This window comes from Robbsia andropogonis (assembly GCF_000970345.1).
Lineage (GTDB): Bacteria > Pseudomonadota > Gammaproteobacteria > Burkholderiales > Burkholderiaceae > Robbsia > Robbsia andropogonis.
Genome location: NZ_LAQU01000074.1, coordinates 1 through 7,207 on the forward strand (window position 1 = coordinate 1; position 7,207 = coordinate 7,207).

The 7,207-nt window shown below is 50.0% G+C and carries 4 protein-coding genes; 1 reads left to right on the forward strand and 3 read right to left on the reverse strand.

Annotated features, from left to right (window positions below):
- A partial coding sequence (locus WM40_RS25205) for an IpaD/SipD/SspD family type III secretion system needle tip protein (protein WP_157685996.1) occupies window positions 1-1,917 on the forward strand: 1,917 nt, incomplete at its 5' end.
- Window positions 1,918-2,036: 119 nt separating this feature from the next.
- Here the strand turns inward: WM40_RS25205 and WM40_RS25210 are convergent.
- From WM40_RS25210 to WM40_RS29190, 3 genes are all read right to left on the reverse strand, one after another.
- A complete protein-coding gene (locus WM40_RS25210) occupies window positions 2,037-2,396 on the reverse strand; it encodes a hypothetical protein (RefSeq protein ID WP_024902837.1) in 360 nt (119 codons plus the stop codon).
- A 136-nt stretch (window positions 2,397-2,532) separates the two neighbouring features.
- A complete protein-coding gene (locus tag WM40_RS25215; RefSeq protein ID WP_046154366.1) occupies window positions 2,533-6,633 on the reverse strand; it encodes a hypothetical protein in 4,101 nt (1,366 codons plus the stop codon).
- A gap of 118 nt (window positions 6,634-6,751) precedes the next feature.
- On the reverse strand, window positions 6,752-7,207 hold a 456-nt coding region (locus WM40_RS29190; protein ID WP_157685998.1), incomplete at its 5' end, for a disulfide bond formation protein B.

Here is a 7,207-nt window from a genome sequence, read left to right on the forward strand (position 1 = left end):
AATCCAGCAACTCGGGAGGCGGCGGCTTCTAGACCGACCTATACGAACACATCTCCATCATACGAAACTGCATCACATAACGGGGTTGCATTCGATTCAACAGCACTTCCAGGAAAAATGGTATCCCGTATCGTCAAAGGCATGCAACGCAGCGGCTTGTACGGCATGCCGCCCGCGCTTATCACAGACACTGGAAACGAACAATTGTCCGTCGCGCGCGGTCGCATGAACCGTGTGCTATCGGCAGTTGGAGGTGGTGAAACCGCCAATGTTTCGCTTGCCTTACAAGCGCATCATACGCTTCAGACGCAAGCTGTAACGCGGCTCAACGCGCTCCTCAAGCAAGCTGGATTATCGTCGACAGACAACACAGCACACCCTTTGTGCAGGTCCACTTCAGCAGTGCTAGCCGTGACGGATACATCTTCGGCACAGTCCACGAAATCTACAGAGACTTCATCAAAAGTCAGTTCATCAGATGATCCGGATACAAGCACCCCAGCCGCTGTGGATGCCATTACGATTTATTCTCTCGATGAACTCAAAGCTTATTACGCTACCTACGCTACCGAATACAAATCGCTGACAGACTATATAAAGCAGAATTACGCGACCGACCCTTCGGATTGTGAGACGAAGACCAAAACATTTATGGATGAATACGGCTCGCAAAATTTTGTCCTCAACTCGGGAATCGATCCGTCTTACGCCATGCTGGCGCTGGGAAATGCAATGTCTGTCAGCAATATAGATTTGCCTAACAAGGGGCAATATCAAGTCTATCGCTTCAATGCCGGTGTCATTCAAGATTTTATGGATGATCAAGCATTTTGCGATCGTCAGAAACAAGATTATGACGCAGCGACAACGCTTTGGTCGGCTACCGCGACGAAATCGCAGCGGGGAGGAAAAGACGGACCTACTTACGATGTCGCCTATGCCGCGTTTAAAGAGATGGAAGCATCCTATGCTAATATGCCAGCGCATGTCAGCGTCATTCCACCTAATGAGGCTAATTTTTATATTATAAAAGCAGATCCAGCAGGCGGTTATTTTGTAACGCCGGCAGATGGATTCACGTCAATGATAGAGCACTGCAAGACATTCTTTACTACTTGGCATAACAATGGTGAATCTGAATCGTGTGACTCTGACAATCTGACTAAAGTTAAAATAGCGCCTCATGGGGACGCGGGAGCTTGGATTTGGAGCAACTACAACACCGATTGGATGAAGAACGTCACACAATACACAATCCAATCGCTCGTTTCTGGAGAGAGCGCTGTAGATCAAGCGATGGCACGTATGGACGAGCTTCAAAAATCGGATGTCGCTCAATATGGCGGGTTGAAGACATCGATCAGTGAAGCAAAAGAAGCAATTATCGACCCATATGGACAGCTCGTCAGCGAATACATGAACTACACTCAGGCAGTCACCGATGTGATGTCTGATCTTTCGAGCTATGTTACCGCCTCAGATGATGGATCGAAGGTAACATTCAAAGCAAACGAGTTGCGCGACGACATTCAGGCAAAATTGAACACACTATCCGGCTGGTCGATCACGCTGCCCGGGACGGCAGTCTTGTCATCCTCTGATTGGTCGAGCGAGCTGAAAGGGAACTTCAAGGCTACTTCGAACCCGGATGGCACCACTACGTTGACACTTGACCTTACGAACCTTCAAGGTATGCACGACTCACTTGCGAATTACTCTGATGGCGATATCAGCGTCACGCAATACAACGCTTGGTATTCCGGTTTCTCCAGCCAAAAAGACAATGTACAAAATCTATCTCAGAGTATCGCTGAAAAATTTTCAAAAATGAACACGACGTTTGATGATCTTGTCCGGGTGATGAGTTCCACCATCACGGCGCTTCTTGAAGCGGAGCAAAAGTCACTACAGTTTTAACATTATCAATTCGTCTAGAGCGTGTACTGATGTTCTAGACGAATTGATCATCGTCAGAATATCGACGAGTAATTATTTTTTTTGTGATTACCATGGTGTGCATCGAGGCTCTTCTACAATTACACGATCATTTTCTGCATTTCAGTCGAATAGGCAGACAGGCTGATTTGCTTGAGCATTGCTTCGGCGGAAAGATAACTGTCGCCAAATCTTACACAACGCCCTCTCACGCCAAACCGTGCATCACTGACGATAATATCAAATATCCTATACTCGTTGTAAAGGAAAGCAAATTTGATTTCGGTGCTGAGTGCGGTTCGCTCCGAAGGATGACCAGATACCGCACATACGCGATTGATGTCAACCCTTAGATCAGTCAAATAGAATCGGTATTTCTCCGGGTCAACACCATAAGGTACCTCCGGCAGATCGCCCGTATGGACATTGATATCCTGAAACGAGAGAAGGTATTGCAGCACTTTCAGGTTTGGTCCGGGCCGACACAAGGCGCAGCGTAATACAGATTACCCACGATATATTCTGTCAACATCAAAACGGCCAGATTCGATGAGCGCCTTCAGACATGCCACGTTCCCGGAGGAACCGTAAGTGACGCTAAGAGACAATGCATTTCCGTCTTGATTGGTATGAAGGATGCGCTTGAATGGCCAGGACGATATCGTTTTTGAACCCTGGATGTGCACGAGCGTATCCAGCGTGATCGCGGCGTGCTACATCGCAAGCGGTTTCATAAGCGCCCCGATCGGAACGTACTTTGACGTTTACATTAATTCTCGAATCAGCGATCAAAAGATTGAATACTCGACGATCCCCGCTATGCATGGCCCATTCTATAGCGCTAGTCAAAGCGGTGTATTGTGTCGCGATGCCATGGACTTCATTGAGCCGCGCTCGTGGATCCCGCATTACCTCTCGATATTTTTCAGCGCTAACCGGCCCGAATCCACTCAGCACGCCTTCTGCATTCAAGTCGATATGCGGTAGAGAAAGCATATAGCGCACCATCGTCAGACTATTTCCAGGCCGAACCATTTCATGCCGCAAGGGTACTGAACCAAATACTGATTTATTGATATCCACCCTGCCTGAGCGTACCAAAGCACGTAATACAGGCATTTTTTCACAGCGTATAGCTGCGACAACGTAAGATACGCCACCACCATCTTCCGCTGGCAACTGATATCGCGGCTCTCGTAGGATTGCAGCGACTGCTGCAGGATTTCCCAGTTGGATGGCCGCTTCCAACACATCCAGTTTACGCGACATTCCGTCGGACAATCTGATTATTTGACCATTGACCTGCTGTGTCATTTGCAACAGCGCTTCGTACGTCTTCTGGTGTAATTTATGGTGCATTGCTTCCGACAACAAGCTTCGATCGTGGATGAATATATTGTCCATCGTCAGTCCTGCTTCGCCGGCGAATCGAATGGCGCCTGGCTCATCCGCACTGACGGCCTCGATCAGCTTCCGAATTTGTAATTCATGTGGCCAGGCTCGCTGAAACGTGCTGAACGCAACCTCTCGGCCCAGCGCGGTGACCTGTGCCATCGATGCGAGTCCGACCAGGTCGCAATGAAAAAATATAGGTTCAAGCTCATCCCGTGATAAATGCATGAATGTCGCTTGGGATGACGTAACGTCATCGCAGGGTTTCGTCCGCCTAGCCATTTGGCGGCCAGCATCGATCGCCCCTTTCCCTGCGAGGCCTTGCGTACGTACGATTTTCATACGCACCGCGAGTGACACCCCTACCGGGGTTAAGTTGCCGTCGCTATCTAGGTAATATCTTTTCCCATAGCGTTCTCCTGTAGATCTGGCGACGCATACATAAACACCTTGACCGAATCTCTCCTCGACTTTCACAAGGTCTACCAAGGTATCGCTTCCGGGAAGTCGCCCTTTGACAAGCGCACCTGGCGCGACTGGAACGTTCAACGCCAACGAACTTTCAGCGGCATGCGTCGCTGAGGCGATACGAGACAGCCAGTGCGGCATTTTCTCGATGATATGGCGACTTGCAGGATAGAGATCACTCAACCAGGCGATCATGCGGCGCAAACGCCCGATACCTGTCATGCCAAGTGTTCCAAGAACTTCCACACCTGGATCAAATGCGCGTACCGCGTCGGCAGCAATGCGCGCGAAGTCAGCGTTCTTAAGTACTGTCGCATGGGCAACGTGAGCGGAATAAGGCAACGTACGGGCGGCCTCCATCAATGCGGTGCGCAACGTAGCCTTTGCCAAGACGCTGCGCCAGGACGAGAGTGCGGAAAACGTCATCATTTCAGCGATTCTCGTGCTTAGCGCCAGTGCGCGACCTGCAGGTGGTAGCAGCGTCAGCGCGTCAGTTAAGCAAGCGATTGCAACGCGCTCGTCAAAATTGGGAATTCCCGTGGCACATCGATAGAAAGGAAGCAGATCTTTAATCCATTCCCAGATCCGTTCAGACCGTGTCGCTTGATAGCCATATTGATATAACGCTTTCTCAAGCTTTTCGCTATGCGCCTGGGCAGCGCGCGAATAAAGCATAGATATATCTTCATCGCGGGATTTGAGAAGCTTCCGTACAGGGTTGATGTACAGTTTATAGTCTGGATCAAAGGACAATACCATGCCCGTTAATTCGGTCAATTTTTCATGATAGAACGTACTGTTTCTATCCACCCGGGCCACCTGGGCCACTTCAGCATCGGTGTTCTTAAACAACGCATAAATTCGTTCGTCCCCATCATAGCGTGCCATAAACAAGGAAACGGCCTCGGGTAGGTGCGTTGTTAAGCCGCGTATCGCTGCCGGGTTACCAGCGACTGCCGTATGACGGATGGCGTCGCGGGCAGAGAAATAAGCTGATGCAGGGTATACATCGGCGCTGACGAGGAACGTATGTTCTTGTAACGAAAGTTGCGCAAATAAAAAGGGAAATACCATCCTAAGCGCGTCGGCCGCCAGGCGGCCAATACGCTTGTTTTGCTCCAAAAATGCGTCATTTACGATCGGCAACGAAAATCCACCGACGCGTGGGTCACGGAAGCGTCCGACTGCCGGATCGTGCCAACGCCAGTCTTTCGGGAGATCGACACAATAGGCACGCTCCGCGGTGAGATATCCTCGTGCCTGTTTCTCAAAGTCGCTCAGACCCGGACAACGCTTTCGCAGTAATGATTCGGCCAACTGTGGTCGCGTCTGGTAACCATCTATCGCCACGTGATATTGCTCAAGCATGTCATCACGCTCATATGCTGACTCGAACGCGACTTGGTAGCGAAAAAAGTCTTCGGCAAGCTTGCCACCCTCATGTGTCACCACGCCCAGGTCGTCGCGTTGAACCGTTAGTGTTGCCGACGTCTGGTTACCGTGCTTTTTCAGTCCTACCAGAGTCGCAGGTAAGGCAAAGTATTGGAACCAAGAAGCGGGTGCGGCCGACTCCCGAACCAATACGTATAAAAGTTGCCCGAACTCGCGTGCCGTATTGACCTGCCACTCGGAAGTATCGATACCAAGGTCCATGGCCCAGCCTACACCAGCCTGAATTTCTCCCCACGGCAAACTTCCAACCAGCATACTTGCAAACAAGTCATCGTCGCTCGGTTGCCAAAAGATTCCGGGAAGTGCATGGAGAAGCACGCGTTCACGTAAGTAAGCACGCGCTTGAGTAGACAAACCAAATTTCTGAGATGATGTGCAATCTAATGCGAGATCAAAATGACGGCGTATTGCCGCTACCGTGTTATGTTGTGCGGCGTTCGACGCAGCACCTATCGATGCGCCTTCTTTCTGAAGCAGCATCCCCACGTAACTTGCAGGGGTCATGCCTAAAAAACGCGTCGCGAACCATTTCCCTAAATAGGTTGTGTATTGCTTCTCGGATACTTTGTCTTCTTTTTCTCCTCCATAGTCGCCAGATAGTCGTGCCAGGCGTCGAAATAACCCTTTAGCTCGTTTTGGTTTTTCCGAAAAATAGCCTACAGCATAATTTAGTAGCAGAACACGGTCATACTCATTGTGGTCGTACTGCAGGTTTCGCGTCGCGGGCTCTCGGCTAATTAGGAAGTTCCATATATCTTGTATTTGCGCCTGAACCAAAGGATCTCCAATTTGTTCGTCGGGTAGCGAACAAATACCGGAAAGAGAATGCTTCTCGGCGCGTTTCGTGCGTCCCGTTTGGTTGCTTTTTTCGCTTAGATCGATGGCTCGCAACGAATCAGATATCGCTTCAGACACCGAAATAGCGACATTGTGGGATGGCGTGGCATCTAATTCTGATTTATATGATACCGCCTCCGGCCCAAATGGCACGGTCATCATCGTCGCTACGTCAGGTCGGATACCTCCCGCATTCTTCATCTGCCAGCGACAAGACATATCATTATCCAAGCCGGTCCCGAAGCCGGACGCGGTGTCGCTATTCATGTCGGTGCGATGCTGCGCTCCTCTGCTGGAACATAACATCAACCCTCGCAATAAACCTTCGGTTTTCCAGTTACCACGCGTCACCGCACCATGCGACGCGATATCGTGTCGACCGACATTGCGAGCGGCCGTGATCTCTTGGAGAAATCGGTTATCCGAGTTGGAAGGTATCGTGCCCGATGTGATCGTTCCAGGTTGCACCGATTCGTTTCCACGCAGCATGCCGACAAACTCGGTCGAAGAAAGTTTCGGCATTTTCGGATAACCTGTCGTATTATTCATTGACTGTGTCCGCTTTTCGGAAAAGTTCAGAATTTGAGGCTGCAGGCCATTGCGTTTTACAATCTCGCGTTGCAGCAGTCAACATCCGCAGCTTGCTGAAAGACGTCTACTGTGCTTTTCACAACGTGAGCGGCCATTGGTACGCGATCGGATTATCGGCACATTGATGAACGCCACATTCCAGTAGCGTGGACATAAGATTGGCCACAACCACAACAGCAAATAATCCGACCACAAATTTACGTATAGACCTCGCCTTACGTGTTTTCGCGACCGTCCGACATTTTGGTTGCATCAGCATTAAGGCAATGCACAAAGTAGCGCAGACCGCTGCGATTAATGTCCATGTGTAGAGATGCAAACCAAATAAGCGATCACCATATCCAGTCGCATTCGGTAGGATATGCAAAAATACCTGACGTATCGCGACCAGCCCGGTTACCACGCATCCTATAAGCGCCATTCCGATATGCCGTCGAGAAGATCCGAAGCGGATATTGAAGAGAAATCCGGCACCAACGAGCAAAAAACCAGCACGCTGTAACAAACAAAGCGGACATGGGAGTTCGTCACG